Genomic DNA, 25,017 nt, shown 5'->3' on the forward strand with positions numbered 1-25,017 from the left:
CGGCGAACACGTCAACCGTACGGCCGGAAAAGCGGGAAAGGCAAAGACCAAATGTCGGCGAAGGGGCATAGGGCCTGCCTATGCCCGCCTTGCCTGCGAAGCGCCGCGGACCAAGTAAAGTCGGAGGCATGCCTCGGGTAGCTGCGATCGACTGTGGGACCAACTCCATCCGTCTGCTCGTCGCCGAGTTGACGCCGCGCCACGACGGCACGGTCGACCTGCGCGACCTGCACCGCGAGATGCGCATCGTGCGGCTCGGCCAGGGCGTCGACGCCACTGGTCGGCTCGCGCCCGAAGCGCTCGAGCGCACCCGCGCGGCGCTCGCGGACTACACCGTCGCCGCGCGGCGCAAGGGCGTCGAGAAGGTGCGCATGGTCGCCACCTCGGCGACCCGCGACGCGAGCAACCGCGACGAGTTCTTCGCGATGACCCGGGAGACGCTCGGCGTCGAGGCCGAGGTGATCAGCGGCGACGAGGAAGCCCGGCTGTCCTTCACCGGCGCGGTCGGCGAGCAGGACCCCGAGGACGGGCCGTTCGTGGTCGTCGACGTCGGCGGTGGCTCCACCGAACTCGTCCTCGGCACCTGGAACGGCCGCGAGGCCGAGGTGATCGCCGCGAAATCCGTCGACATCGGCTGCGTCCGGATCACCGAGCGCGCGCTGAAGGGCGACCCGCCGACCGCCGACGAGGTCGCCGCCGCCCGCGAGCTGGCCCGCGGCATCCTCGCCGAGGCGTTCGACGTCGTGGACGTCGCGAAGGCCCGCACCTGGATCGGCGTGGCCGGCACCGTGACCACGTTGTCAGCGGTTTCGCTGGGGCTGCCCGAGTACGACTCCGAGCGCATCCACCTGTCGACACTGACCCACGGCGAGATCGACCGGGTCGCGCGGAACCTGCTCGCGGCCGACCGCGAGACCCGCGCCGCGAACCCAGTGATCCACCCCGGCCGGGTCGACGTGATCGGCGGCGGTGCGGTCGTCGTGCAGGTGCTCGCCGAGGAACTCGCCGCGCGCGGTGGTCCGGACCAGCTGGTCGTCAGCGAGCACGACATCCTGGACGGCATCGCTTTGGCGCTCGCCTGAACGCTCCGCGATGCCCCGGTGACCACGCGCGCACCCCGCGTCCGGACCCGTATCAAAATGACCGAAAGTCATCTACCTCACTTCGTTGTGGGCTGACTGGGTGACGGTCGGCGTTGTTATTCATGTGCAACCCGGTGATCCGGTTACGAAGGGCCGATCACGCTAGCCTCCATCTCGCTATTCGGACGCTAGAAACGGAGGGGACATGCGGGGTTCATCCAGGCTCTGGAGCGCGGCCGCAGTCGTGACAACCTTGTCACTGCTCCTGACTGCCTGTGGGGGCGGCGGATCCAGCAGCGGGTCGTCGGGCGAGGCGGATCCGAACGGGACCTTCACGGTCTACGGCACGGAACCGCAGAACACACTGATCCCGACGAACACCAACGAACTCGGCGGTTCCAAGGCCGTCGACCCGATGTTCTCCGGACTCGTCGCGTACAAGGGCGAAAACGGCGAGCCGTACAACTTGATGGCGGAGTCGATCACCACGACCGATTCCAAGGTCTTCGACATCAAGATCAAGCACGGCTGGAAGTTCCACGACGGCACCGAGGTCAAGGCGAAGAACTTCGTCGACGCCTGGAACTACGGGGCCAACTCCGCGAACGGCCAGATCAACAGCACGTTCTTCGAGAACATCCAAGGCTACTCCGACGTCCACCCCGCCGACAAGACGGCGAAGCCGACCACGGACAAGATGTCCGGACTGGTCGTGAAGGGCGACTACGAGTTCCAGGTGACCCTGGAAGCGCCGTTCTCCGTTTTCACCACCAAGGTCGGCTACACCGCGTTCGCGCCGCTGCCGGACTCCTTCTTCAAGGACCCCGCGGCCTTCGCGAAGCACCCGATCGGCAACGGCCCGATGAAGTTCGTCAGCCGCACGCCGAACGTCGAGATCAAGCTGACCCGGTTCGACGACTACCAGGGGCCGGACAAGGTCAAGTTCAAGGACCTCGACGACAAGATCTACGCCAGCCAGGAAACCGCGTACCAGGACCTGCTGAGCAACAAGCTCGACTTCATCGAGACGCTGCCGCCGTCCGCGCTCACCGCGGACAAGTACAAGGCCGACCTCAAGGACAACCTGGTCACCGGGCACCTGCTGGGGATCAGCACGATCGCGGTGCCGTACTACGTGCAGGGCTACAACAACCTCGACCTGCGCCGGGCCATCTCGATGGCGATCGACCGCACGCAGATCACCAAGACGGTCATGCATGACACCTACATCCCGGCCGACGGCTATGTCTCGCAGGGCATTCAGGGCTACCGGCCGGGCGTGTGCGGCGAGTTCTGCAAGTTCGACCCGGCGAAGGCCAAGGAACTCTTCGCGAAGTCCGGGTTCAAGGGCAAGCTCACCATCGCCTCGAACGCCGACGGCGGCCGCAAGGAACCGCTCGTGGCCGCGTGCAACAGCATCAAGAACACCCTCGGCGTCGAATGCGATTTCGTTCCGGCGACCGACTTCGGCCAGTGGCGCAGCATCGTGACCGGGCACAAGCTGACCGGCATGGGCCGTTCCGACTGGTCGGCGGACTATCCGTCCATTGAGGACTTCCTCAACCCGCTCTACCGGACCGGGGCTTCGTCGAACGACTCGACGTACTCCAACCCGCAGGTCGACGCTCTGCTGAAGCAGGCCGATTCGACGGCGGACAAGGACGCCGCGGTGAAGCTGTACCAGCAGGCCGAGGACTTGATCGCGAAGGACCTGCCCTCGATCCCGGTGTGGGACGAGAAGGGCGTCGCGGCCAAGTCGAAGCACACCAAGACCGTGGTCCTCGACTTCCGCCGCCGCGCGGACTACTCCTCGGTCGAGGTCCTCAAGAAGTGATGCGCTGACTCGTCCGTTCCCACCACGCGGCTCGTGAGTGTTCGCGCAGGCCAAAAGCCGGCGCGGGCACTCACGGGCCCGGCGCGCACTCCTAGGAACCACGCATGATTCGTTACATCCTGCGTCGTCTGCTGCAGTTGATCCCGGTGTTCTTCGGCACCACTTTCCTGATCTACGCATTGGTGTGGGCCGTGCCGGGGGACCCGTTCTCCGGCAAATGCGGTCAGCAAGCCTGCCCGCAGGCCTACATCGACCTGATGACCCAGAAGTTCCACCTGAACGACAATCTGTTCGTCCAGTACTTCAAATACCTCGGGAGCCTGTTCAGCGGCGACTGGGGCGAGACGTTCAACGGCTCCTCGGTCGGCGAACTGATCTCCACCTCTTACCCGATCACGCTGCGCCTCGCGCTCGTCGCGGTGCTCATCGAAGCGGTCATCGGCCTCACCGCCGGCGTGCTGACCGGCTTGCGCGGCAAGGGTTTCCTCGACAATCTGGTACTGGTCTCGACCACGTTCCTGATCTCGCTGCCGGTGTTCGTCACCGCGATCGTGCTGCAGATCGTGCTCGGCGTGAACCTGGGCATCATCGACGCCAGCGTGTCGGACGATCCGAGTTTCGGCGAGTTGATTGTGCCGGGAATCGCGCTCGGAAGCCTCTCGATGGCTTATGTCGCCCGGTTGACGAGAACGTCGATCGCGGAAAACCGGCACGCCGACTACATTCGCACCGCGATTGCCAAGGGACAGCCCAACAGTCGCGTCATCGGCATTCATTTGCTGCGCAACTCGGTGATCCCGGTGCTGACCTTCCTCGGCACCGACCTCGGCTCGCTCATGGGCGGTGCGATCGTGACCGAGGGCGTGTTCAACATCAACGGTCTCGGCGGCCTGATCTTCCGCGGCCTCCAGAACCGGGAAAGCGCGACCGTCGTCGGCGTCGTCGTGCTGCTGGTGCTGGTGTATCTGCTGATGAGCCTGATCGTGGACCTGCTCTACGCCGTTCTCGACCCGAGGATCCGTTATGACTGACCCGAATCTCGTCGGCGGCGGAGGAGTCGACGCGGCACAGCTGTCGCATGTGGACAGCTCGGCCGACGCCGGTCCGAAGAAGCCGCGCAGTCTGTGGGGCGACGCGTGGCGGCAGCTGCGCCGCAAGCCGGCGTTCGTGATCTCCGCGCTGATCATCCTGCTGGTCGTGCTGATCGCGATCGCTCCGGGGCTGTTCTCGCACCGCGACGCCGGCTACAGCGATCTGACGCACGCCAACGAAGGCCCGTCCGCGGATGCCTGGTTCGGCTACGACAACCAGGGCTACGACGTTTACGCGCGGACCATCTACGGGGCCAGGGCTTCGCTGCTGGTCGGTGTTTTCGCGACGCTGCTGACTGTCCTGTTCGGATCGTTGATCGGCATTGTCGCGGGCTACTACGGCCGCCTCATCGACAGCCTGCTGTCCCGGCTCGGCGACGTTTTCGCCGGCCTCCCGTTCGTGCTGGGCGCGATCGTCATCCTCACCACGTTCAACGCGCCGGGCACGAATCCCGGGCAGGTCACCATCATCGTGCAGGTGGTGTGCTCGATCGCGGTGCTGACCTGGCCGGTGGCGATGCGCATCATGCGGTCCGCGACGCTGGTTGCCAAACAGCTGGACTACGTGAAGGCGGCCCGCGCGCTCGGTGCCAGCACACCGCGGATCGTGTTCCGGCACCTGCTGCCGAACACACTCGCGCCGGTGCTCGTGTACGCCACGATCGCGCTCGGCGCGGCGATCGGAGCCGAGGCGACGCTGGCGTACCTCGGCATCGGAGTGCGGCCGCCGGTGGTGTCGTGGGGCGTCATGATCAGCGACGCTCGCGACTATTTCCGCGCGGTCCCGCACATGCTCCTGTTCCCCGGTGCGTTCGTCACCATCACCGTGCTCGCGTTCGTGATGCTCGGCGACGGTATCCGCGACGCGCTCGACCCGAAGTCGAGGTAGCCGCGATGTCCACAGTGTCCAATGCTCCAGGTCCGGCGGCCGAGAACGAATTGCTGCTCGAGGTCGAAGACCTGCACGTGGAGTTCCGCACCTCCGACGGCGTGGCCAACGTGCTCAACGGCGTCGGCTATTCCGTGCATGCCGGGGAAACGCTTGCCGTGCTTGGCGAATCGGGATCCGGCAAGAGCGTCACGGCGCAGACCATCATGGGAATTCTCGACACCCCGCCGGGGGTGATCACCGGCGGGTCGATCCGCTATCGCGGCGAGGATCTGCTCACCGCGTCGCAGGATCGGCGGCGGCAGGTGCGTGGTGCGGAGATCGCGATGATCTTCCAGGACGCGCTTTCGGCGCTGAACCCGGTGTTCACCGTCGGGTTCCAGATCGAAGAACAGCTGCGGGTCCGGCTTGGCATGTCCAAAAAGGACGCACGCAAGCGCGCGATCGAATTGCTCGACCTGGTGCGCATCCCGGCCGCGGCACGGCGGGTGAAGGATTACCCGCATCAGTTCTCCGGCGGCATGCGACAGCGCGCGATGATCGCGATGTCGCTTGCACTCGACCCGGATCTGCTCATCGCGGACGAGCCGACGACCGCGCTGGACGTGACCGTGCAGGCGCAGATCATGGACCTGCTCGCGGACATCCAGCGGGAACGGCGGATGGGGCTCGTCCTCATCACGCACGACCTCGGCGTGGTCGCGGAGGTCGCGGACCGGATCGCGGTGATGTACGCCGGGCGGATCGTGGAACAGGCCGACGTGCGGGAATTGTTCAGTTCGCCGGGGCATCCCTACACCGCCGCGCTGATGGATTCGCTGCCCCGATTGGACCTCAAAGGACAGACCCTGGAGACGATCAAGGGTCTGCCGCCGAGCCTGCTCGACATTCCGGCCGGATGTCCGTTCCATCCGCGGTGCAAACGGGCCGAGCAACGGTGCCGCGACGAGCGGCCGTCCTCGCACGCGCTCGGCTTCGGCCGGGTCAGTGCGTGTCACTTCGCCGAGGAGGTGGTGGAGAGCCGTGGGTGAGCCGATTCTCAGCGTCCGCGATCTGGTGAAGCATTTCCCGGTGCGCGACGGTGTGCTGTTCAAACGGACCATCGCACACGTGAAGGCCGTCGACGGCGTGTCCTTCGACCTGCAGCCCGGCGAAACGCTCGGCGTGGTCGGCGAATCCGGCTGCGGCAAGTCGACGCTCGCCCAGGTGCTGATGCGCCTGGAGGAGCCGACCAGCGGGGCGGCGACGTTCGAGGGCCGCGATTTGTTCAAGCTGCGCGGCGCGGAACTGCGGCGGATGCGCCGGGAGATCCAGATCGTGCTGCAGGACCCGTACACGTCGCTGAATCCGCGGATGACCGTCGGCGACATCGTCGGCGAGCCGTTCGAGATCCACACCGACGTCGCGCCGAAGGGTTCGCGGGCGAAGAAGGTGCAGGAACTGCTGGAGGTGGTCGGGCTCAATCCCGAGCACGTGAACCGGTATCCGCACCAGTTCTCCGGCGGGCAGCGCCAGCGCATCGGCATCGCGCGGGCGCTGGCGTTGCGGCCCAAGGTGATCATCTGCGACGAGCCGGTGTCCGCTTTGGACGTTTCGATTCAGGCGCAGGTGATGAACCTGCTCGGGGAACTGCAGGGCGAGTTCGGACTGTCCTATGTGTTCATCGCGCACGACCTGTCGGTGGTGCGGCATCTGTCCACCCGGGTCGCGGTGATGTACCTGGGCAAGATCGTCGAAATCGGGACTGAGGACGAGATCTACGAGCGACCGTCTCATCCGTACACCCAGGCACTGCTGTCGGCGGTGCCGGTGGCGGACCCGGCGGTGCGCGGGCAGCGGCAGGTGATCCGGCTGGAAGGCGACGTGCCCAGCCCGATCGATCCGCCGTCCGGCTGCCGTTTTCGCACGCGGTGCTGGAAGGCCGCGGACATTTGCGCGACCGAGGCTCCGAAGCTGGAACCCCGGACGGACGGGCATCTGTCGGCTTGTCACTTCGCCGAGGTGAAGTCGGTGGTTCCGTAACCAGGCGATTCCTCCGGTTTGCCGATTGCCGCACGCAGTGTCCGCTATGTACGTTGCATTGTCGGTTTTCGTGAGGAGGACTCGTGAAAAGACCAAGATTGCTCGCTGCGGCACTCGCGGTGCCGTTGTTCGGTGTGGTGTCCGTCGTCGCCCTTCCGGCGGCGACGGCCCAACCGGCCGGGCCGCTGACGGAATTCAGCGTCCTGGCGCGGGACGGCCAGAGCGTCGCCGCCGCGCAACAGGCGGTGCGCGACGCCGGCGGCACGATCGTCGCGACCAACACCGCCGTCGGGCTCATCACCGCCACCGCGCCCGCTACTGGCTTCACTGAGCGGGTTTCGGCCAATCGCGCGGTATTCGGCGCGGCGAAGGCGAAAGCGATCGGCAGCGCGCCGAAGGCGGGCAAGAAGGAGAAGCCGGACGCGGTCGAGAAGGAAGGCCGCGGCAGTGTGTCGCGCAAGGCCGCGGCGAACAAGGCGGTCGGCACCGATCCGCTGGACGACCAGCTCTGGGGCCTCAAATCGACCCGCTCCGACCTCGCGCGCACCAAGCAGGCGGGCGACAAGCGGGTGAAGGTCGGCATCATCGACACCGGCGTCGACGGCAGCCACCCGGACATCGCGCCGAACTTCGACAAGGCCGATTCGCGCAACTTCACCAAGGACATCGTCGCGGACGTCAACGGCACCGTGGTCGACGGGCCGTGCGAGTTCCGCGGCTGCGTCGACCCGGTGGACCACGACGACAACGGCCACGGAACGCACGTCGCGGGCACGATTGCCGCGGCCGCCAATGGATTCGGCGTTTCGGGCGTGGCACCGAACGTGACGCTGGTGAACATCCGCGCCGGACAGGACGCCGGGTTCTTCTTCCTGCAGCCGACCGTCGACGCGCTGACGTATTCCGGCGACGCGGGAATCGACGTCGTCAACATGAGCTTCTACGTGGACCCGTGGCTGTACAACTGCCGCTCGAATCCGGCGGATTCCGCCGCGGAACAAGCGGAACAGCGCACGATCATCGAAGCGACCACGCGGGCGTTGAACTACGCGCACCGCAAGGGCGTGACGATGGTGGTCGCGCTCGGCAACCAGCACGACGAATTGGCCGCGCCGCACGATGACGTCACGAGCCCGGACTACCCGGCGAACGGGCCGCATCCGCGCAAGATCGACAATGCTTCGTGCTTCTCGCTGCCGGTCGAAGGCCCGCACACCATCGGTGTCGGCTCGTTCGGTCCGACGCAGGCGAAGGCGGACTACTCCAACTACGGCACCGAGCAGATCTCCGTTTCCGCGCCTGGCGGGTTCTTCCGCGATGGTTACGGCACGCCTTGGTACCGGACGGTCGAGAACGAGATCCTGTCCACGTACCCGCGCAACGTCGGTGTGGCGGCGGGAAACATTGACGCAGCGGGCAATGTGACCCCGGCTGGGGTCGCGCTCGGCGTGCAGAAGGCGACGGCGGCGGATGGCCGAGTCGGCTATTACCAATGGCTGCAAGGGACTTCGATGGCCGCTCCACATGCGACTGGGGTGGCGGCGCTGATCATTTCCCAGTACGGCAAGAAGACTGGGCATTCGGTATCGATGGATCCGGACGCGGTGCAGCGGGTGCTGGAAGGCACGGCGGCACCGATCGCGTGCCCGGTGCCGCGGACGGTCGATTACCTCAAGGAGGGCCGGGACGCTTCGTTCACGGCGACCTGCTTGGGTGACGCGTCGTTCAACGGATTCTACGGACATGGTTCCGTGGATGCTTATTCCGCGGTGACGCGGGGTTCGGCTTTCCTGCGCTGAACGAGCGGCGGTGGGGCGGGTGTTCCGCCCCACCGCCTATTTCAGTACTGCCGCAGCCGGTCCATGATCTTGTCGGCCGCCTGCTGTTGTTGCGGGGTAAGCGATCGAGCGGCGCTTGCTTCCGCGCCGCAGAATTTGTCGGTGCCCGGCCGGTTACCGTGCACGAGATAGTCGATGACGGCGTTGAAGCCGCAGCTGTTCAAGTACGGGAGCGCGACGCCGTGGCCGCCTTGGTCCACCGTGACCATTCGCGCCCGATTGCCGAATGCTTCGCGGGTGTCCTGCGCGCCGGAGAGCGGCGTCGCCGGGTCGCGCAAATTCTGGACCAGCAACAGGTTGGAGGGACCCTGGTCGCTGAACCGCACCGGCGGTTCGCTCGGCTGATACGACCAGGCGGCGCACGGCCAGACGTTCGCTGTCGCGCCGCCGAGCATCGGGTACACGGCCCGGTCGTGCGCGACGTTGCGCTGGTAGGTCGAAATCTGCCGGGGCCACGCGTGATCCCCGCACACGACCGAGAGCATCGTGGTCACCTGGCTCTGGATCGGGCCGCTGGTGCTCGGCAGCGAATCGTCCGGGGGAGCTTGGTCGGTGAGGAAGGCCTGCCACAGTTGAGCGAGCCGGGGGAAGGCCGAGGTTTGGTAGATCAGGCTGTGCGTCGCAGACCGGAAGAGCGAACCGTCGAATCCTCCGGCGGGATGCTGGTCGAGTTTGTCGGCGAGCTTGAAGAAATTCGCGGTGACTGCGGCGGGAGTGGCGCCGAGGCCATAGCTCGTATCCCGTACGGCGGCCCACTTGGCGAAGTCCGGGAAACGGTCCTGCATTCCTTCGGCGAAACGGCGAGACGCGGTGATGTCGTACCCGTCCGGCCCGAGAATGCTGTCGAGTACTACCCGGTCGGTCCGGTCCGGGAACAGTGACGCGTAGACCCCGCCGAGGTAAGTGCCGTAGGACAAACCGAAATAGGAGATCTTCGACTCGCCGAGTGCGGCGCGGATCTGGTCCATGTCGCGCGCGGTGTTCGCGGTGTTGATGTACGGCAGGATCGACGCGGACGTCGAAGTGGCGCATTGCCGCGAAATCTGTTTGGCCGACGTCGCGGCCGCGGTGACTTCGGCGGGGTTGTGCGCATAGTTGGGAACGATGGTGAGGAGCTGTTCCGGTTTCAGATCGCAGTTCACCGGGCTGCTGTGGACGACGCCGCGCGGGTCGAAGCCGATCAGGTCGTATTCGGCGAGCAGGCTGGTGGGCAGACCGACTTGAGCCATTTCCAGCGGGAAGGTGAGACCGGTGCCGCCGGGGCCGCCCGGGTTGAACAGCAGTACGCCGCGGCGTTTGGCCGGGTCGCTGCTCGGGAGACGGGAGATTTCGACGCTGATCTTTGTGCCGGCTGGGTTCCGGTAATCCAGGGGTACCTCGAGCGACGCGCATTGCAGTGCTGGAGCAGAGATATCCGCCGGGCACTTGCCCCAGTGCAGTGCGGGTTGAGTGGCGGACGCCGGAACCGCTGTCGCGGTCAACGCGGCGGTGGCGAGTACGACGAGCAATGTTCTTCGCACGGTTCTCCTTTTCTGGCGATCGTCGGTTCAGTACTGCCGCAACTGGTCCGTCACCTTGTCGGCCGCCTGCTGTTGCTGCTGGCTGAGCTCGCGAGCGTTCGCTTCGGCGCGGCAGAATTTGTCGGTGTCCGGACGCGTTCCGTTCACCAGGAAATCGGTGACGGCGTTGAACCCGCAGCTGTTCAGGAACGGGAGGCCGGCACCGTGGCCGCCCTGGTCCACGGTGACCATCCGGGCGCGGTGGCCGAACCGCGCGCGAGTTTCCAGCGCGCCGGACAGCGGGGTCGCCGGGTCGCGCGTGTTCTGGACCAACAGCAGGTTTGACGGACCCTGGTCGCTGAGCCGGACCGGTGCTTCGATCGGCTGGTTCGGCCAGTGCGCGCACGGCAACACGTTCGCTGTCGAGCCGCCGATCAGCGGGTACGCGGCCCGATCCCGCGCGACGTTGTCCTGATAGGTCGAAATCGTGCGCGGCCACGCGTTGTCCCCGCACAGAACCGAGATCATGGTGCCGATCTGGCTCTGTTTGGCGGGCGTCGGGGCAGGCAGCACCACGCCCGGCGGCGCCTGGTTCGCGAGGAGCGTTTGCCAGGCCTGCGCCAGCCTCGGGAAGAACCGGGTCTGGTAGGTCAGGCCGTACGCCGCCAGCCGGAAGTACGAACCGTCGATGCCGGCCACCGGGGTCTCGTCGAGTTTGTCCGCGAGCTTGCCGAAGTTCGCGGTGACGGCGGTCGGCGTGGTGCCGAGACCGTAGCTGGCATCGCGGGCGGCGGCCCATTTCGCGAAGTCCGGGAAGCGGTCCTGCATGCCTTCGGCGGAGCGCCGGGCTTCGGTGATGTCGTACCCGCCCGGTCCGAGAACGCTGTCGAGCACCATCCGGTCGGTCCGGTCCGGGAACAGCGTCGCGTAGGCCCCGCCGAGGTAGGTGCCGTATGAGTAGCCGAGGTAGGAGATCTTGGCCTCGCCGAGCGCGGCCCGGATCCGGTCCATGTCCCGCGCGGTGTTCGCGGTGGTCAGAAAGGGCAGCACCGGGGCGGAATCCGAGGCCGCGCACCGCTGCGCGATCCCCTTGGCGAACGCGGAGGCGGCGACGACCTCGGAATCGTTGTGCGCGTACTTCGGATCGAGCACCAGTTGCTCCGGGGTCAGGCCGCAGTTCACCGGACTGCTGTGGCCGACGCCGCGAGGGTCGAAGCCGATCAGGTCGTACTCGGCGGGCAGGTTCGTGGGCAGACCGGCCTGGGCTATTTCCAGCGGGAGCGTGAGGCCGGTGCCGCCGGGGCCGCCCGGGTTGAACAGCAGCACCCCGCGCCGTTTCGCCGGACTGCCGCTGGGCAGCCGGGAGATTTCGACGCTGATCTTCTTGCCGTCCGGATTCCGGTAGTCAAGCGGCACTTCGATGGACGCGCATTGCAGTAACGGAGACGTGACGTCGGCCGGGCACTTGCCCCAGTTCACCGCGGATCTAGCGGATGCGGCGGAAGCCGGAACGGCCGTCGCGGTCAACGCGACGGCGGCCAGCAGGGCGAGCAATTGTCTTCGCACGGTTTTCCTTCCTGCGTCGAGAGCGGACTCGGGAGACCAGACTCGGAAGACCGGAGGAAGGGGCAAACGACGGTGGGGCGGGAAAGCCCGCCCCACCGCCGATCATCGTCCCACCCATCGTCCGTTCAGAATCGCCGCAGCTGGTCCATCACCTTGCCGGCGGCCTGTTGCTGCTGCGTGGTCAGCGATCGCGTGGCGTTCGCTTCGGCGCCGCAGTACTTGTCGGTGTCCGGCCGGGTTCCGTTCACCAGGTAGTTGATGACGGCGCCGAAACCGCAGCTGTTCAGGTACGGGAGGCCTACGCCGTGTCCGCCCTGGTCCACAGTGACCAGACGAGCCCGGTCGCCGAACGCTCCGCGGGTTTCCAGCGCGCCGGACAGCGGCGTCGCCGGGTCGCGCAGGTTCTGGACCAGCAACAGGTTCGACGGGCCCTGGTCGCTGAACTGCACTGGCGGCTCAAGCGGCTGGGCGGCCCAGTGCGCACACGGCCAGACGTTCGCCGTCGCGCCGCCGATCATCGGGTACGCGGCCCGGTCCTCGGCGACGTTGCGCTGATAGGTCGAAATCGACCGGGGCCACGCGTTGTCCCCGCACAGCACCGAAATCATGGTGGCCCGCTGGCTCTGCTCCGGCCCGGTGGCCGGCAGCCGCATCGAGCCAGCCGGAGGCGCCTGGTTGTTGAGCAGCGCCTGCCAGGCCTGCGCCAGCACGGGGAAGGCCAGCGTCTGGTAGGTCAGGCTGTGCGTGCCCAGCCGGAAGGTGGAGCCGTCGACTCCCCAGGCGGGCTGCTCGTCGAGCCGGTCCGCGAGCTTCGAGAAAGTCGCGGCGACTTCGGCGGGAGTGGCGCCGAGACCGTAGATCGAATGGCGGATGGCCGCCCATTTAGCGAAGTCCGGGAAGCGGTCCTGCATTCCTTCGCCGAATCGCCGCACCGTGGTGACGTCGACACCGGTCGATCCGACGACGCTGTCGAGCACGACGCGGTCGGTCTGGTCGGGGAACATCGAGGCGTACACCGCGCCGAGGTAGGTGCCGTACGACAAGCCGAAGTAGGAGATCTTCTGCTCGCCGAGCGCTGCCCGGATCTGGTCCATGTCCCGGGCGGTGTTCGCGGTGGTGATGTAGGGCAGGATCGGGGCCGAGGCCGAAGCGGCGCACTGCTGCGCGATCTGCTTCGCGGACTCCGAAGCCTGGACGACTTCCTCGCGGTCGTGCGCGTACTTCGGGGCGAGAGAAAGCTGTTCTGGCTTCAGGTCGCAGCTCACCGGGCTGCTGTGGTCGACCCCGCGCGGGTCGAAGCCGATCAGGTCGTACTCGGCGAGCACGCTCGACGGGACTCCGAGCCGCGCCCACGTGAGCGGGAAGGCGAGCCCGAGACCGCCGGGGCCGCCCGGGTTGAACAGCAGCACCCCGCGCCGTTTGGCGGCGTCGGTGCTGGGCAGCCGGGAGATCTCGATGCTGATCTTCTTTCCGTCCGGCTGCCGGTAGTCCAGCGGCACTTCGAGCGACGCGCACTGCAGGATCGGGGAAGCGACGTCAGCCGGGCACGCACCCCAGGTCACCGATGACTTCGAGGGGGTCGCGTACGCCGGAACAGCGGTCGTCGTCAGCGCGACGGCCGCCAGTACGACGAGCAATTGTTTTCGCACTGTTTTCCATCCTTAGCCGAGATCAAGCGAACTCAGGAAACTGAAGGGAAAGTGCACGAAACAGAGCTGTTCGCGGGCAGCGCGGCTCGGCTGCCGGTCGGGGCCGACTTCCGGCCGCGCTGCCGCGGACACGTCGACGATCGAGAGCGCCGCCGAGATTACTCCGATCTGCTCGGCGCCGGAAGGGGTTTCAGCGGCGCGGTTCCCAGCGGAATAGTCGGGTCGCCAGGGTGACGCTGAGAATCAGCCACGCCGCGATCGGGCCGAGCAGGACGAGTGAGTCGGCGACCGACGCTCCGCCATTCCAGGAATTCAACACGAGTTCGGTGGCCGCCCCGCCGGGGAGAAGTCGTTTCAGGAGGGAAAGCTGTTCCGTTCCGGTGATTCCGATCCAACTCGCCACCGCGAGGACGGCGAGGGTGACCGGCAGCGTGGTGACCTGGGCGTGCTCCGGCGAGTTCGTGAGGCCGGCGGTGGCCAGGCCTAGCGCGAGCATCATGGCGACGGTCGCGAAGACCGCGACCACCAGCAGCAGCGGGTTCTTCGGCAGGCCGGTGACCGCGCCGAGCACGGCGAGGATGACGACGACCTGGATCGTGGTGATCACCGTGATCGGCAGGAGCAGACCGACGAGAATGCCGGAGTCGCTCGCCGCGGTGGACCGCAATCGCTTGAGGAACAGGTTCTGCCGTCGGGCCGCGAGCGTGGTGACGGTGGTGGTGTAGAGGCCGATCGCGGTGATGAAGGAAAGCGTCAGTGCCGCGATATAGCCGAGGCTGCCGAGCTTTGCGAAGGTTTCGTGCCGGGAGATGAAGAAAGCGCTGAAGGCGACCGGCAGAATCAGCGAGGTGACCAGTACTAATCGGTTTCGGAAGAGCTGGATCAGTTCGCCGCGGGCGATGGAGAACATGGGAAAGCCTTTCGGGAATGGGTTACGCGTTGCCGATGGCGCGGAAGACGTCGTCGAGGCGGGTCGGGCCGGCCTCCAATTCGGCCAGTTCCACCGCGCTGTCCTGTGCCCAGCCGAGCAGGGTGTGCAGGTCTTTCTGCAGGCCGAAGGTCTCGATGAGGAACCGGCCGTCCTCCTCGCGGGTCGCTTGCAGCGGCGGCATCGGCGCGTGCGGCGGAAGTCCGAAGCGGATGGTCGCGGGCAGCGTCCGGGTCAGTTCGGCGACGGTGCCTTCGCGGTTGAGCGTGCCCTGGTGCATCAGGCCGATGCGGTCGGCGCGCTGTTGTGCTTCCTCGAGGTAATGCGTCGTGAGGACGATGGTGGTGCCGTCCTCACGGAGCCGGTCCACCGCGTTCCACAGCGCGTCGCGCGACTGGATGTCCAGACCAGTGGTCGGCTCGTCGAGGAAGACCAGGTCCGGCGTTCCGTACACGGCGGTCGCGAAGTCCAGCCGGCGCTTTTCGCCGCCGGAGAGCTGCGAGACCCTCGTCGTGGCTTTGCGGGTGAGGTCGGTGATGCCGAGCAGCCGGTCGACGTTGTCGTCGCGCTGGGTCAGGCTGCCGATCAGCCGGATCGATTCGCGCACGGTCAGATCCGGCGAGAAGCCGCTTTCCTGCAGCATGATCCCCATCCGCGGCCGGACGGCGGCGCGCTCGCGCGGGTCCTTGCCGAACACCCGCACGGTGCCTGAGCTGGGCGGCCGGTGCCCCTCGACGGTCTCCAGGGTCGAGGTCTTCCCCGCGCCGTTCGTGCCGAGCAGCGCGTACAGTTCGCCGCGGCCGACCTGGAACGACAGGTCGCGCACGGCCTGGAAATCGCCGTAGGTGAGGTTCAGGTGGTCGACGTCGATGACTGGGGTCGTGGACATGCTCCGATTCCAGCCGGTTCTCCCAGGTCCGCGGTAGTGCGGCCACGTCAGCCGAAGACATGACGCCGCGTCACTGGTGGGCCTTCGGCGGCTGCGGCATGCTGGGGCCGAACCGCCCGGCCGAACCTGGAGCACCATGACCGAGATCCGCCCGCCGCGGCCCCGCCGGATGTCCTGGTCCGGCGACGCGGTCCAGGACCGGCTGCGGCGGCTCAACCTCGTCACGGTGATGCCGCCGCTGCTGGTGGTCGGGGTGCTGCTGGTGGTCCTCTCGGCGAAGACCTGGTGGCACGTCGTCATCCAGGTGATCGGGCTGCTGGCCGCGACCGCCACCGCCGAACGCTGGACCGCGGGCGACTTCGTCCGCACCGCGCGCCCGAGCCTGGTGCTGACCGCGTTCGTCTGGCTCGCCGGCGCGCTGAGCAACAGCCCCATGGCGTTCTACGGGCTGAGCATGGTCGGGTCGTTCCTCATCCCGCCGCTGCCGCGGCGGAGGTTCGCCGCGCTGGTCGGCCTCGCCGTGCTGACCGGCGCGATCGGCTCGACCAATTTGCTGCTGCATCACGACCATCTCGGCGCGCGGGTGCTGGCCTACGTGGTGACTCCGGCGATCGGCTCGGCGCTGTCGACCCTGCTGATGTTCGCCAGTCAGCGGCTCTACGACCTCGTCGCGGAGCTTGAAGAGTCGCGCGAGAAGGAGGCGGAGCTGGCGGTGGTCCGGGAACGCGTCCGGTTCGCCAGCGAACTGCACGACATCCAGGGGCACACGCTGCACGTGGTGAAGCTGAAGGTCGCGCTCGCGGAGAAGCTGCTGCATCGGGATCTCGAACGGGCACAAGAGGAACTGCGCGAGGTGCACACCCTGGTCGGCGACACCATCGTGCAGACCAAGGAACTCGCTTACGCCCAGCGTCGGCTCAATCTGTCCGCGGAACTGGAGAACGCGAAGAACCTCTTCGAGGCGGCCGGAATCCACGTGCGGATCGATCGGCGGGCGGAGGTCCACTCGGGAGTGGACGAGCTGCTCGGTCAGGTTCTGCGCGAGACGACCACGAACATCCTCCGGCACGCGCAAGCCCGGCAGGTGCGGATCACGTTGACTGAAGCGGGGATCAGCATCGCCAACGACGGCGTCGCGGACGGTGACCCGCCGGTACTGAGTGGACTGTCCACTTTGGCGGACCGGCTGGCAGATCAGGGCGGAGAATTGACAGTGGAGCAGAAGGACGGCCGATTCGTCACAGCCGCGGCCTTCCCGGAGAAGGTGTCGCGATGACGACCGTGGTGCTTGCCGACGACGAAGCTCTGCTCCGCAAGGCGATGGCTGCGCTGCTGCCGCTGGAAGGCGAGATCACGGTGCTCGCCGAGGCGGAAGACGGCGAGGCAGCGGTACTGGCCACTATGGAGCATCGGCCGGACGTGCTGGTGATCGACCTGGAGATGCCCAATGTGGACGGACTGGGCGCGGTCGCGCGGATCCGGCGGGAACGGCCGGAGCAGGTGATCCTGATGCTGACCCGGCACGCGCGACCGGGAGTGCTGCGCAAAGCGTTGAAGCTCGGCGTGCAGGGGTTTGTCAGCAAATCGGCGGAACCCGCGCACATCGCGTCGGTGATCGCGACGCTGGACGAGGGCAAACGCTGGATCGACCCGGATGTCTCGGCGCTCGCGGTGGTGGACGACTGTCCGTTGACCGTGCGGGAGATCGACGTGCTGCGGGCGACGCGGGAGGGGTATTCGGTCGCCGATATCGCCGCGCAGCTGCATTTGGCGGAGGGGACTGTGCGGAACTATCTGTCGAACGCGATGCAGAAGACGCAGACGCGAACGCGGCACGAGGCGGCGCGGTACGCGCGGGAACACGACTGGTTGTGAGTGCCTATGCCGGTTAGAACCGGCATAGGCACTCACCAGGTCAGCGGTTGGACGCCTTCTTCACGAACTTGCCCAGGTCCTTCGACTGCTGCACCCGCGACGGTTCGTGCACGTACATCATGTGCCCGGCCGGGTAGTAAGCCGTGTCGATGTTTTCCCGCAGCTCCTCCGGGATCTTCAGCTGCGAGAGCACGTACTCGGACGCGTGGTACGCCGTCGCGCCGTCGTAATGCCCGAACGCGACGTGGACCTGCAGGTGCGGATTCGACCGCATCGCCGCGCTCAAGGTGTCCACAACGGACACTGAACGGCCCTCGAACTCCTTGTAGGACCAGGCCTTGAACACCTCGGTGGACAGGATCTCGTACGGCAGGTCGTTCTCGTACCCGAGTTCGGCGCGCACGTAGTGGTTGAACCCGGCCGAGTAGGCCCCGATGATCCGCGAGACCGACGGGTCGTCGCTCATGTGCTCGACGCCGCCGTCCGGCTCCCACGTGGTGAACCGGCCGTCCATCCGGCCGACGGTCTTCCCCTGGTCGCGCAGCAGTTCGGTGAAGAACCGGATGTGCTCGATCCGCAGGTTGACCCGGTCCACATAGGATTCGCTGAGCCCGGTGAGGGACGCGATCGTCTGCACCGCCTCGGTCCGGTCCTGAGTGGACAGCCGCGCGCCGCGGGAAAGCGCCCACGGCAGTTCCTTCGCGGCGAAGTCCTCGGCGTCGGCGAGCACGTCGTCGAGCGGACGGTCGCCGTGGCGTCCGTGGTAGTGCGCGATCGCCGCGTACGTGGGAAGGAACAGCGAGTACGGCAGGTCGTTGCCCTCGTGGAAGCGCAGCGTGCCGAGGTCCAGAACGGACGAGATGAGCATCAAGCCGTTGAGGTACAGGCCGTAGCGTTCCTGCAGGTGCCCGGCCAGCGCGGCGGCGCGCAGCGTGCCGTACGACTCGCCGGCGAGGAATTTCGGCGACAGCCAGCGCTCGTTGCGCGAAACCCACAGCCGGATGATCTCCGCGATCGATTCGACGTCGCCCTGGAATCCGGTGTACGGCTGGGATTCGCCGCCCTCGGTCACCCGCGAGTAGCCGGTCTGGACTGGGTCGATGAACACCAGGTCGCTGTGCGCGAGCAGGCTTTCCGGGTTGTCCTCGAGCCCGTACGGCGGCGGCACCGGGTCGTCGACGTCGCCGGAGAGCACCCGGCGCGGTCCGAGCAGGCCCATGTGGAGCCAGATGCTGGAGGAACCGGGGCCGCCGTTGAAGGCGAAGGTGACCGGCCGCGTGCCGGGGTCGGCGTCGTCCAAGGTGTAGGCGGTGAGGAAAACCTCGGCCTTGGCCTGGTGGCCCTCGGACTTGCCGTCCTTCTTGACCTCTTGGCGGAGCACGATCCGGCCGGTCTGGGCGGTGTAGGCGAGCTTGCGCCGCTTGACGGTGAGGGTGTGCTGCGTCGTGACGAGGTCGTCGACGGGCTCGGCCGCCTTGGTTTCCTCGTCCTTGGTCTTCTCGGCGGTCTCGTCCGCGGTGGTGTCGGCCATGGCCCCAACCTATCCCGCGTTACCGTGGCAGCACACCAACGCGGAGGAGATCGATGCGCACGTTCGCCGGCCTCGACGCGCAGCTGGTGCAGTGCCGGGCCTGCCCGCGGCTGGTCGAATGGCGCGAAGGCGTGGCCGGGACGAAGGCCGCGTTCGCCGGCGAGGAGTACTGGGCGCGGCCGGTTCCCGGCTTCGGCGCGGAGGATGCCGCGCTGGCCGTGGTCGGGCTCGCGCCGTCCGCGCACGGGGCGAACCGCACCGGGCGGATGTTCACCGGCGATCCGTCGGGCGACTTTCTCTTTCGCGTGCTGTACGAGGTCGGTCTCGCGTCGCAGCCGGTGTCCACGGCCATCGGCGACGGGCTCACGCTGCGCGGCACCCGGCTCGTCTCGCCGGTCCGCTGCGCGCCGCCGGAGAACCGGCCGACCCCCGGTGAACGGGACACCTGCCGGCACTGGCTGGCCGACGAACTGGACCTGCTGCGGCCGACCCTGCGCGCGATCGTCGTGCTCGGCGCGTTCGGCTGGCAGGCGTTACTGCCCGTGCTGTCCGCCGCGGGCTGGCCGGTGCCGAAACCGCGGCCGGCCTTCGCGCACGGCGCCCGGATGCAGCTCGGCGACCTAGCGGTGTTCGGCTGCTACCACGTGTCACCGCGCAATGTCCAGACCGGTCGTGTGACACAGCCCATGGTGGTGACCGCGTTCACCGCCGCGGCCTCGGCGGCCGGGCTCATCTGAATCGTGACAACCAGCGTGGCGATGCTGGTCACAGCGGGGTGGGGTACCCGAGCGGAGCCGCTTCGGAAGTGCGACTATAGGTACATGGCTGCTGCGAAGTCGGAACCGACTCGGATCCTCGTCCTCGGTGGTGGATACGTCGGCCTGTACACCGCGTACGGGCTTCAGAAGATGCTGCGTGCCAACGAGGCCTCCGTGACCGTCGTTGACCCGCAGCCGCACATGACTTATGCCCCGTTCCTGCCCGAGGCGGCGGCCGGCGCGATCGAGCCGCGGCACGTGGTCGTGCCGCTGCGCCGCGTGCTGAAGCGCTGCCACGTGCTGACCGCGCGGGTCACGAAGATCGAGAACGAGCGCAAGGCCGTCACGGTCGAGGCGGCCGACGGCCACATCGAGACGCTGAACTACGACGTGCTCGTGGTCGCGCTCGGCGCCGTCGCGCGGATCCTGCCGATCCCCGGCCTCGCCGAGCAGGGCATCGCCTTCAAGACCATCGGCGAAGCGATTTACCTGCGCAACCACATCATGACCAAGCTGGACGAGGCCGCCAGCACGCTCGACCCCGAGCTGCGCAAGCGCCTGCTCACGTTCACCGTGGTCGGCGGCGGGTTCGCGGGCATCGAGGCGCTGGCCGAGCTCGAGGACATGACCCGCTTCGCGGTCGAGAACTACTACCCGAACATCAAGCCGGCGGACATCCGCTGGGTGATGGTCGAGGCGGCCGGGCGGATCCTGCCCGAGGTGCGCGAGACGCTGGGTGTGTACACGGTGCAGCAGCTGGAGAAGCGCGGCATCGAGGTCTACCTGTCGACCGCGGCGAAGTCGTTCGAAAACGGCCACGTCGTGCTCTCGGACGGCACCGAGTTCGACACCGACACGATCATCTGGACCGCGGGCGTGAAGGCCAACCCGGTCCTCGCCGGCTCGGACCTGCCGCTCGACAAGCGCGGCCGCGTCGAGGCCACCGCGGCGATGCAGGTGGTCGGCCACCCGGACGTCTGGACCGCGGGCGACAACGCGGCCATCCCGGACCTGTCGCGCACCGAACAGGACCCGACCGCGACCTGCCCGCCGAACGCCCAGCACGCGGTCCGCCAGGCCCGCCTGCTGGCGAAGAACATCATCAAGGTGATCCGCGGCGGACAGCCGAAGGACTACTTCCACAAGAACCTGGGCGCGGTCGCGAGCCTCGGCCTGCACAAGGGTGTGGCCGACGCGCTGAACCTGAAGATCAAGGGCTTCCCCGCGTGGCTGTTCCACCGCGCGTACCACCTCAAGGCGATGCCGACGTGGAACCGCAAGATCCGGATTCTGTTCGACTGGATGCTCGGGGGGTTGTTCCGCCGGGAGGTTATCTCGCTGGGGCAGATCAACAACCCGAAGGAAGAGTTCAACCGGGCTAGCAAGGGCTGAGTGGTTTTTTGACGGAGCCGGGTCGTCTTGGGGCGGCCCGGCTTTGTCGTGTCGTGGGGTGGGTTCGCTAGGGTGGGTGGGCCCCCGTAGCCCAATTGGCAGAGGCAGTCGACTTAAAATCGACCCAGTGCGGGTTCGAACCCCGTCGGGGGCACTGGTTTGGCTGGTCAGCACCTTGACCGGGTCGGCTGGCACGAGCATCCTGCCCCGTTTACGCCCCACTTTGAGGTTCGACGGTCACCTTGGACGTCAATCGAGCAGGGGCCTCGAGTGCGGCGGTTGCTTGGCGTTCGTCACAAGCTGACCGGCAACCGGGAACGCGGCCTCATGCTCCTAGAGTTCGGAGGTCCAGGCTCCGCTGCCGCCGGTTGTCGCGGGTCTCGTCGGCGAAAGTGCGGTCGACTGTTCTCGACCAAGGCCACGCCAAGATCCTTCGCTTAATTCGAATTGAGCATCTGCCCGCAGTATCGACTGCTGAAAGCCAAGCTTCGGCAGCCTTTGTTGTTTCGAAAAGCGCGCTGTCCGTCGATCGGTCGACAAAAGATCCGTCCACCGATCGCTACTCGTCCACCGGTGACGAGGACACGATTTCCTCATGACCGAAACAGCAGTCCGCGTGAGAGACCTGGTCAAGCGTTACGGCGGCAACACGGTAGTGGACGGGCTCGCTCTCGACATCTCGGCAGGTGAAGTCTTCGCGCTGCTCGGCCCGAACGGTGCGGGCAAGACGACCACAGTCGAGATCATGGAAGGCTTCCGCAAACGAGACAGCGGGACTGTCTCGGTACTGGGCGAGGATCCGGAGAAAGCAGGACGTGCTTGGCGCAGCCGGATCGGCATCGTCACCCAGACGGCGACCGACGCTTCCGAGTTGACCGTTCGCGAGGTCGTCCGGCACTTCGCGGGCACCTATCCGCGTTTTCGTGACCCGGAGGCGGTCATCGAGCAGGTCGGGCTCGCCGAGTGTGCCCGCAAGCGGGTCGGCAGGTTGTCAGGCGGGCAGCGTCGCCGGGTGGATGTCGCGCTGGGCATCATCGGCGACCCGGACGTGCTCTTCCTCGACGAGCCGACCACCGGGTTCGATCCCGAAGCCAGGGTGCGGTTCTGGCAGTTGATCCGCCAGTTGGCCGGCGAGGGCATCACCATCCTGCTTACCACGCACTACCTCGACGAAGTCGAGGCACTGGCGAACCGGGTCGCGATCCTCGCGGACGGCAGGATCAAGATCACCGGCGAACCGGCCACCCTCGGCGGGCGCGCCAGCGCCAAGGCGGTGGTGAGCTGGCGCGAGAACGGCTCGCTCAAGGTCGAGGAGACCGCGACTCCCGATCGGCTGGTCGCGGACCTCGTCGAGCGCCACGACGGCAACGTGCCGGGCCTGTCCGTGCAGCGGCCCAGTCTCGAAGACATCTATCTCCAGTTGATCGACGGCTCCGCGTCGGAGGCCAAGATTCGGAAGGAATCGGTATGACCGTGCAAGAGGCAGGCAAGCGCCCCGGCAGGCCCGCGCCGCCCAGCGCTGTCAAGGTCGGATTTGCCCGCGGGGCGATCGAGTTGAAGCAGTTCTTCCGCGAACGTGACGCGGTCGTGTTCACCTTCTCCCTGCCGGCGGTGATGCTGGTGCTGCTGGGGAGCATCTTCAAGGACAAGGTGCCGGGTTCGGACGTCGACGCGAGCCAGATCTTCGCCGCGAGCATGATCGCCGCGGGCATCATGTCGACCACGTTCGTCAACCTCGGCACCGGGATCGCGCAGGACCGGGACGACGGGACCCTCAAACGGCTGCACGGCAGCCCCACTCCGGTCGTGTCGTACTTCATCGGGAAGATCTTGCTGGTCCTGGTGGTCAGCGTGGCAGAGGTTCTGGTGCTGCTGGGGATCGGCAAGGCGCTGTTCGCCCTGAAGCTGCCGGTCACGATGGACAAGTGGCTGGTGTTCGGCTGGGTGTTCCTGCTCGGCGTGGTGGCCTCCGCCCTGCTGGGGATCGCGATCAGCAGCCTGCCCAGGACGGCGAAGAGCGCTTCGGCCGTCATCCTGTTGCCGTTCATCGCGCTACAGTTCATTTCCGGCGTGTTGTTCAACCCGATTCGCAATCTGGGCTCGCCGCTGGTCGAAATCGGGTCGTTCTTCCCGATGAAATGGATGGCGCAGGGATTCCGCTCGGTTTTCCTGCCGGACATGATGACCTTCCAGGAGGTGGCGGGATCATGGGAGCTGAGGAGAACGGCGGCGATGCTGGGGGCCTGGTGCGTGGGCGGCCTGCTGCTGTGCCTGTTGACCTTCCGGTGGAAAAACAGCAGGCAGGGTTGATCCGCGTACCGCATGAATGGCTGCGCGGCTACCTGATCTGGGACTGCTACTACCTGGTGGCGTTCGCCGCCACGATCGTCTTCGTCCTGGCCCTCGACGATGCCTCGGCCAAGAGCAAGCCGCTGGCAGCGGTGCTGCTCGTGTGCTGCGGCGTCTGGTACGCGGTCTACGGCCGCTCGTTGATGAAAGCGGACGACGAAAGCTGGCGCGGCGTGCTCTACCTGGGCGTCGTACTGGCATTCTTCATTGGAGCGGAGACCTTCTCCTCGGCCAGTTCCATCGCGCTGGTGGCGATCATCCCTCAGGCGTACTGGACCATGCGGCCGCTGTACGCCACCGGCGTGATAGTGGTGTTCAGCCTGGTCCCGATCGGGGTCGGTACTTTCCAGTCGGGCGCGGTGGTCCAGACCGTTATCGCGCAGGGGCCGTTGGCGCTGGCGATCATCAGCTTTTCGGCGATCGTCGGAACCTGGACTACCCGCATCATCGGGCAGAGCAGGGAACGCGCGGACCTGATCACCGAGCTCGAATCCACCCGGAGCGAGCTGGCGGCGGTATCCAAGCAGGCCGGCGCGGTAGCTGAACGGGAACGTCTCGCCGGCGAGATTCACGATGCCATCGCGCAGAGCCTGAGCAGCATCGTGATGTTGGTGCAGGCAAGCAAAGCCGCCCTTGGCCAGCTCAACGGCCTTTCCGGCGGTCAGGTCGAGGCGGTGACCCGGGCGGACGGTCAGCTCGGCCTCGTCGCTGATACCGCTCGGGAAGCGCTCGCCGAGGCCCGAGGCCTGATCGAGGCGCTGCGCCCAAGCGCGCTGGATTCCTCTTCGCTGCCGGAGGCGTTGCAGCGGCTTGCCGCCAAGGCGGATCGGGACACTGGTGTTCCGGTCAGCTTCGAGTTGCTGGGCGAGCCCGCGCCGTTGCCGGTGGCCACGGAAGTCGCGCTCTTGCGTGTCACCCAGGAAGCACTCGCCAACGTCCGAAAGCACGCGAAGGCCGCCGAGGTCGAAGTGAGATTGAGCTATGCGGGCGGACAGGTCGGGGTGGAAGTCCATGACGACGGGGTCGGCTTCGACCCGGATGCCGATTCGCCCGGCTACGGACTGGTCGGGATGCGGAATCGGATAGAACAGGTGGCGGGGCGCTGCGAGTTGCGCAGTGTGCCCGAACACGGGACCACGTTGATGGTGGAGGTGCCGGTGTGACGGGGACGATCCGCGTCTTGATCGTGGACGACCATCCGGTGGTCCGTGCGGGGCTGCGCGGCATGCTCGCCGACGAACCTGACATCGAAGTGGTGGGAGAGGGCAGCAGTTCGGACGAAGCGGTGGCGATGACGCACGCACTCGACCCGACAGTGGTGCTCATGGATCTGAAAATGCCCGGTGGCGGGGCCGCGGCCACCGCGCGGATCGCGCAGGAGAAGCCGCTGAGCCGGGTGCTCATCCTGACCACCTACGGCTCCGACGACGAGATACTGCGCGCCGTGGAAGCCGGTGCGACTGGGTACCTGCTCAAGCACGCCGAACGGTCTGATCTGCTTGCCGCGATCCGCGGCGCGGGCCGAGGCGAGACGATGCTGGCACCGTCCGTAGCGGAGAAGCTGACCAGGCGAGTGCGCAACTCCAAGACCGAGAACCTTTCGGCGCGGGAGATCGAGGTGCTCAGGCTGGTCGCGCAAGGCCTGACCAACGCAGCGGTCGGGGCTCGGCTGTTCATCAGCGAGGCGACCGTGAAGACGTACATGCTGCGCATCTTCGGCAAGCTCAAGGTGAACGATCGGACTGCGGCCGTGATGGCGGCGGTCAACCGCGGGCTGATCACCGTGGAAGGGTGACCGGGTGTGGGACGACTGTTTTCCTTGCCT

General features: G+C 66.9%; 21 protein-coding genes and 1 tRNA gene. 16 read left to right on the forward strand and 6 right to left on the reverse strand.

The window, feature by feature from the left end:
* The first annotated feature begins 128 nt into the window (after nucleotides 1-128).
* From ACFXI3_RS14000 to ACFXI3_RS14030, 7 genes are all read left to right on the forward strand, one after another.
* The gene (locus ACFXI3_RS14000; RefSeq protein WP_378399783.1) at nucleotides 129-1,082 is read left to right on the forward strand and encodes an exopolyphosphatase; all 954 of its coding nucleotides are present in this window, start codon (nucleotides 129-131) and stop codon (nucleotides 1,080-1,082) included.
* A gap of 205 nt (nucleotides 1,083-1,287) precedes the next feature.
* Nucleotides 1,288-2,916 (forward strand): ABC transporter substrate-binding protein, encoded by a 1,629-nt coding sequence (locus ACFXI3_RS14005; RefSeq protein ID WP_378399784.1) that lies wholly within the window; start codon nucleotides 1,288-1,290, stop codon nucleotides 2,914-2,916.
* 104 nt (nucleotides 2,917-3,020) lie between these two features.
* Nucleotides 3,021-3,947 carry an ABC transporter permease gene (locus ACFXI3_RS14010; protein ID WP_344280172.1) on the forward strand — a complete coding sequence of 309 codons (927 nt, stop codon included), beginning with the start codon at nucleotides 3,021-3,023 and terminating at the stop codon, nucleotides 3,945-3,947.
* On the forward strand, nucleotides 3,940-4,896 hold the full coding sequence (locus tag ACFXI3_RS14015; protein WP_344280170.1) for an ABC transporter permease: 957 nt from the start codon (nucleotides 3,940-3,942) through the stop codon (nucleotides 4,894-4,896). The genes ACFXI3_RS14010 and ACFXI3_RS14015 overlap by 8 nt, the downstream gene beginning before the upstream one ends.
* 5 nt (nucleotides 4,897-4,901) lie before the next feature.
* Complete coding sequence (locus ACFXI3_RS14020) at nucleotides 4,902-5,927, forward strand: ABC transporter ATP-binding protein (protein ID WP_378399785.1); 1,026 nt, start codon at nucleotides 4,902-4,904, stop codon at nucleotides 5,925-5,927.
* The gene (locus ACFXI3_RS14025) at nucleotides 5,920-6,918 is read left to right on the forward strand and encodes a dipeptide ABC transporter ATP-binding protein (protein ID WP_344280166.1); all 999 of its coding nucleotides are present in this window, start codon (nucleotides 5,920-5,922) and stop codon (nucleotides 6,916-6,918) included. Before ACFXI3_RS14020 ends, ACFXI3_RS14025 begins: the two co-directional genes overlap by 8 nt.
* A gap of 83 nt (nucleotides 6,919-7,001) precedes the next feature.
* Nucleotides 7,002-8,717, forward strand: coding sequence for a S8 family serine peptidase (locus ACFXI3_RS14030; protein WP_344280164.1), 1,716 nt, complete (start codon nucleotides 7,002-7,004; stop codon nucleotides 8,715-8,717).
* 41 nt (nucleotides 8,718-8,758) lie between these two features.
* Here the strand turns inward: ACFXI3_RS14030 and ACFXI3_RS14035 are convergent, their stop codons facing one another.
* From ACFXI3_RS14035 to ACFXI3_RS14055, 5 genes are all read right to left on the reverse strand, one after another.
* A complete protein-coding gene (locus tag ACFXI3_RS14035) occupies nucleotides 8,759-10,276 on the reverse strand; it encodes an alpha/beta hydrolase (protein WP_378399786.1) in 1,518 nt (505 codons plus the stop codon).
* Nucleotides 10,277-10,303: 27 nt separating this feature from the next.
* Complete coding sequence (locus ACFXI3_RS14040) at nucleotides 10,304-11,821, reverse strand: alpha/beta hydrolase (RefSeq protein ID WP_378399787.1); 1,518 nt, start codon at nucleotides 11,819-11,821, stop codon at nucleotides 10,304-10,306.
* A gap of 125 nt (nucleotides 11,822-11,946) precedes the next feature.
* Nucleotides 11,947-13,470, reverse strand: coding sequence for an alpha/beta hydrolase (locus ACFXI3_RS14045; protein WP_378399788.1), 1,524 nt, complete (start codon nucleotides 13,468-13,470; stop codon nucleotides 11,947-11,949).
* Between the two features lie 190 nt (nucleotides 13,471-13,660).
* Nucleotides 13,661-14,380, reverse strand: coding sequence for an ABC transporter permease (locus tag ACFXI3_RS14050; RefSeq protein WP_344280156.1), 720 nt, complete (start codon nucleotides 14,378-14,380; stop codon nucleotides 13,661-13,663).
* A gap of 22 nt (nucleotides 14,381-14,402) precedes the next feature.
* Nucleotides 14,403-15,287 carry an ABC transporter ATP-binding protein gene (locus tag ACFXI3_RS14055; protein ID WP_378399789.1) on the reverse strand — a complete coding sequence of 295 codons (885 nt, stop codon included), beginning with the start codon at nucleotides 15,285-15,287 and terminating at the stop codon, nucleotides 14,403-14,405.
* A gap of 136 nt (nucleotides 15,288-15,423) precedes the next feature.
* Between ACFXI3_RS14055 and ACFXI3_RS14060 the strand changes: the two genes are divergently transcribed.
* Both ACFXI3_RS14060 and ACFXI3_RS14065 read left to right on the forward strand, forming a co-directional pair.
* On the forward strand, nucleotides 15,424-16,563 hold the full coding sequence (locus tag ACFXI3_RS14060; protein ID WP_378399790.1) for a sensor histidine kinase: 1,140 nt from the start codon (nucleotides 15,424-15,426) through the stop codon (nucleotides 16,561-16,563).
* Nucleotides 16,560-17,162, forward strand: a complete 603-nt coding sequence (locus tag ACFXI3_RS14065) for a DNA-binding response regulator (protein ID WP_378399791.1) — start codon at nucleotides 16,560-16,562, stop codon at nucleotides 17,160-17,162. Before ACFXI3_RS14060 ends, ACFXI3_RS14065 begins: the two co-directional genes overlap by 4 nt.
* A gap of 40 nt (nucleotides 17,163-17,202) precedes the next feature.
* Here the strand turns inward: ACFXI3_RS14065 and ACFXI3_RS14070 are convergent, their stop codons facing one another.
* Entirely contained in the window at nucleotides 17,203-18,693 is a 1,491-nt protein-coding gene (locus ACFXI3_RS14070) for a peptidase S10 (RefSeq protein ID WP_344280144.1), read from the reverse strand.
* A gap of 53 nt (nucleotides 18,694-18,746) precedes the next feature.
* Between ACFXI3_RS14070 and ACFXI3_RS14075 the strand changes: the two genes are divergently transcribed.
* The 7 genes from ACFXI3_RS14075 (at nucleotide 18,747) to ACFXI3_RS14105 (ending at nucleotide 24,987) form a co-directional block, all read left to right on the forward strand.
* Complete coding sequence (locus tag ACFXI3_RS14075) at nucleotides 18,747-19,430, forward strand: uracil-DNA glycosylase (RefSeq protein WP_378399792.1); 684 nt, start codon at nucleotides 18,747-18,749, stop codon at nucleotides 19,428-19,430.
* A gap of 84 nt (nucleotides 19,431-19,514) precedes the next feature.
* Nucleotides 19,515-20,843, forward strand: a complete 1,329-nt coding sequence (locus ACFXI3_RS14080) for an NAD(P)/FAD-dependent oxidoreductase (RefSeq protein WP_344280138.1) — start codon at nucleotides 19,515-19,517, stop codon at nucleotides 20,841-20,843.
* Nucleotides 20,844-20,923: 80 nt separating this feature from the next.
* Nucleotides 20,924-20,997: transfer RNA gene (locus ACFXI3_RS14085), tRNA-Leu, on the forward strand.
* Between the two features lie 441 nt (nucleotides 20,998-21,438).
* Nucleotides 21,439-22,314: an ABC transporter ATP-binding protein gene (locus tag ACFXI3_RS14090; RefSeq protein ID WP_378399793.1), complete on the forward strand. Its 876-nt coding sequence runs from the start codon at nucleotides 21,439-21,441 to the stop codon at nucleotides 22,312-22,314.
* Entirely contained in the window at nucleotides 22,311-23,153 is an 843-nt protein-coding gene (locus tag ACFXI3_RS14095) for an ABC transporter permease (RefSeq protein ID WP_378399794.1), read from the forward strand. The genes ACFXI3_RS14090 and ACFXI3_RS14095 overlap by 4 nt, the downstream gene beginning before the upstream one ends.
* Nucleotides 23,051-24,355 (forward strand): sensor histidine kinase, encoded by a 1,305-nt coding sequence (locus ACFXI3_RS14100; RefSeq protein WP_378399795.1) that lies wholly within the window; start codon nucleotides 23,051-23,053, stop codon nucleotides 24,353-24,355. Before ACFXI3_RS14095 ends, ACFXI3_RS14100 begins: the two co-directional genes overlap by 103 nt.
* Nucleotides 24,352-24,987 (forward strand): response regulator, encoded by a 636-nt coding sequence (locus ACFXI3_RS14105; RefSeq protein WP_378399796.1) that lies wholly within the window; start codon nucleotides 24,352-24,354, stop codon nucleotides 24,985-24,987. Before ACFXI3_RS14100 ends, ACFXI3_RS14105 begins: the two co-directional genes overlap by 4 nt.
* The last annotated feature ends 30 nt before the right edge of the window (nucleotides 24,988-25,017 follow it).

This window comes from Amycolatopsis sp. NPDC059235 (assembly GCF_042754125.1).
Lineage (GTDB): Bacteria > Actinomycetota > Actinomycetes > Mycobacteriales > Pseudonocardiaceae > Amycolatopsis > Amycolatopsis albidoflava.